This window comes from Mesobacillus sp. (genome assembly GCF_049588175.1).
Taxonomy (GTDB): domain Bacteria; phylum Bacillota; class Bacilli; order Bacillales; family Cytobacillaceae; genus Mesobacillus.
This window is the reverse complement of record NZ_JBAVFI010000243.1, coordinates 1-2,515: the sequence shown is the minus strand read 5'-3', so window position 1 is coordinate 2,515 and position 2,515 is coordinate 1. Positions and strand designations below refer to the sequence as shown.

The following is a 2,515-nucleotide window of genomic DNA, read 5'->3' as shown; positions in this document are numbered from 1 at the left end:
ATGTCACAGTTATACTAAAGTCATGAAAGTGTCATAAATGAGTTCCAGTCGCCTAATACTCTCGGAAAGCTGATTTTAGTAAATATGCTTCTTTAAATTGCTTAATGTGATTTTTTTCATTCTGGCGAACTGGAAATAATCATCTAAAATTTCCAATTAATTGTGAACTTGGCCAATATATTTTTCCGTGGAGTAAATTTCACTATAACTTTTAATAAAATTGAGATTCTTGATCGCTGATTTACCTTAACAATACCGTTTCCAAACAAAAAATCCCCTGCAAATGATGCAAGGGGATCATAATATCATCGAAATTATACAGTTTTTTCTTTTTTGCGAATCGCTTCTGGAATATAAACACAGTAGGGCTCGCTTGCCATATAGTCTCCAGTTACGGCATATGTTCTGGAGCGGGACCCGCCGCAGACGTAACGAAATTCACAGATACCGCATTTTCCTTTGTATTTATCAGGGTTGCGCAGATCTTTAAAAATAGGGGACTCGCGATAAATTTCAGCAAGAGACTTTTCTCTAACATTTCCTCCAACAAGCGGAAGAAGGCCGGATGGCATGACATCCCCTGTATGCGATACGAATACAAACCCATTTCCGTCATTAACACCTTGGGGAGCCCGTTTAAGTCCATCAATCATAGATGCCATATCCTTGGTCAATGTATCCTCATATCGAATTTCTGAAAGATCAACCACTTTTTCTCGTACTTTTTGTTGGAATACAACCCGGCGATAATGCTGTGCAGCGGTTGTTTTGATATCAAATGGGGCCGTTTTGCTCAGTTCGTATTGCCAGCGGAAAACCTTCTCATGCTCTAACGGTGTCAGGCAAGCGTCAAGCTGACCGCGGCCAGTTGGCACGAGCATGAAAATGTACCACATGACGACCTTTAGCTCCTTCATCAATTCAGCCATTTCCTCAAGATACTCAAAGTTATATCGTGAAATAACTGTATTTAGTTGGAGTGGCATTTGCAGCTCATTCAAATGTTTAACCTTTTCAATGGTTAAATCGAATGAACCGGGAGTGCCCCGGAAATGGTCATGAATTTCTGGAGTCGGACCATCCAGGCTGAAAGCCCATCGTGATAATCCTACCTCTTTTGCCCGCAGCATCCGTTCTTTTGTCACATTGTCTGTTGCGCTTGGAGTAATTGAAACTCTCATGCCCTTTTTTACAGCGTAATCAGCAAGCTCGAATAAATCTTGTCGCATCATACAGTCGCCGCCGGTAAAAACAAGCATTGGATTGTTCATTTCATAAATCTGGTCAATCAGTTTAAACCCTTCGTTTGACGTCAATTCCATTGGATCAGGCTTGTTCTGTGCATCTGCCCGGCAATGTAAACACTTCAGCTGGCATGCGCGTGTTACCTCCCAAATTACAATATAAGGATTTTGATGAAAATTTATCGGTTCCTGAGGTACTCCCATTGGGAATTGATATCCGTTTCCATGCAAATTAATCACCATACTTTATTATAGTTTTAGCTTTATTATAAAATTCTTTGCAGTATTTGCATGTAAGGAATGTTACAACCAACTTCCTTTCTTATTAAAAGTTAGCGAAGTTTTTCTTTAACATTTGTTTGTTTCCTCACGGAATATGTCTCAACTTGAATATGGGGGAGTCGATATGTAAAAAATTTTAAACTGTTTTCGTATACTTTGTTGCTTTAAATAATTTGATTCCAAACACTTCTTAAAAATCAAAAATCCCTTAGAAAACATTCCGAATTTTAAAACATAGAATTGTGAATGATATTCCAATCTGGGTTGTATTTAGCGAAAAACAATCTGAAATTTCCGTTAACTCCTGAAACTAATCTTCACTTCAATACGTCTACTTAATGGATGAAAATCTGCGGGCGAAATGAGGTATGAGCGGTGAGAAAAATAGTTTTTTCATTAACGGGATCCATATTGATTCTGCTTATTATCATTGCCGTTACAGGATATTGTAAATATAAACCTAAACCCTCGGTATTAGAGGTTTTTGTAAATAACCAGTCTGCCTTGGTGGAAGCCGGCACTTACTCATTGGAAAAATGGGGAAGAGAAGCAGCCGATGATACATACTCTGATCCCGTAACACTTGTACGTAATGATGACCCAATAGTAGTAGGTCCCTCAGAAGAGATCATGCTTGAATTTGAAAATTCACCGCAAACAGTTAAGTATTATTTATGGGATGTGAAAACAGGAAAGCTTGCCTATAAAGGGTTAAAAGGGTACCCGCTTAAGTTAGAGGATTCAAACGTTGAGTCTGGCGATTATGCGATGGAAATTCGCGCAAAGTGGGAGAATGGCTATGTACTTTATAACACGAGGATTATCGTCTACAATGACGCAAAGTGATATGTAACCACTTACTTCCGTTTAAACCCGGAAGTAAGTGGTTTTTTCTTATTATCTTGTCATGAATATTTCTTTCTGACCTAGCAATACTAAAACAGTACCAAAAATATATAGAAAGAAGGGAATATACATGACAGTTGGAG

2 protein-coding genes are annotated in these 2,515 nt (G+C 38.4%); one reads left to right on the top strand and one right to left on the bottom strand.

Going from position 1 to position 2,515, the window contains the following annotated elements:
- Positions 1-314: 314 nt before the first annotated feature.
- A complete protein-coding gene (locus WB217_RS05995; RefSeq protein WP_423991593.1) occupies positions 315-1,448 on the bottom strand; it encodes a TIGR04053 family radical SAM/SPASM domain-containing protein in 1,134 nt (377 codons plus the stop codon).
- A 453-nt stretch (positions 1,449-1,901) separates the two neighbouring features.
- Here WB217_RS05995 and WB217_RS05990 point away from each other — a divergent pair, with 453 nt between their 5' ends.
- Complete coding sequence (locus tag WB217_RS05990; RefSeq protein WP_423991591.1) at positions 1,902-2,372, top strand: hypothetical protein; 471 nt, start codon at positions 1,902-1,904, stop codon at positions 2,370-2,372.
- Positions 2,373-2,515: the final 143 nt, after the last annotated feature.

Bases quoted from the DNA above. Each gene is read 5' to 3' on its own strand.
- WB217_RS05995 (WP_423991593.1), bottom strand. From the start codon at position 1,448: ATGGGAGTACCTCAGGAACCGATAAATTTTCATCAAAATCCTTATATT.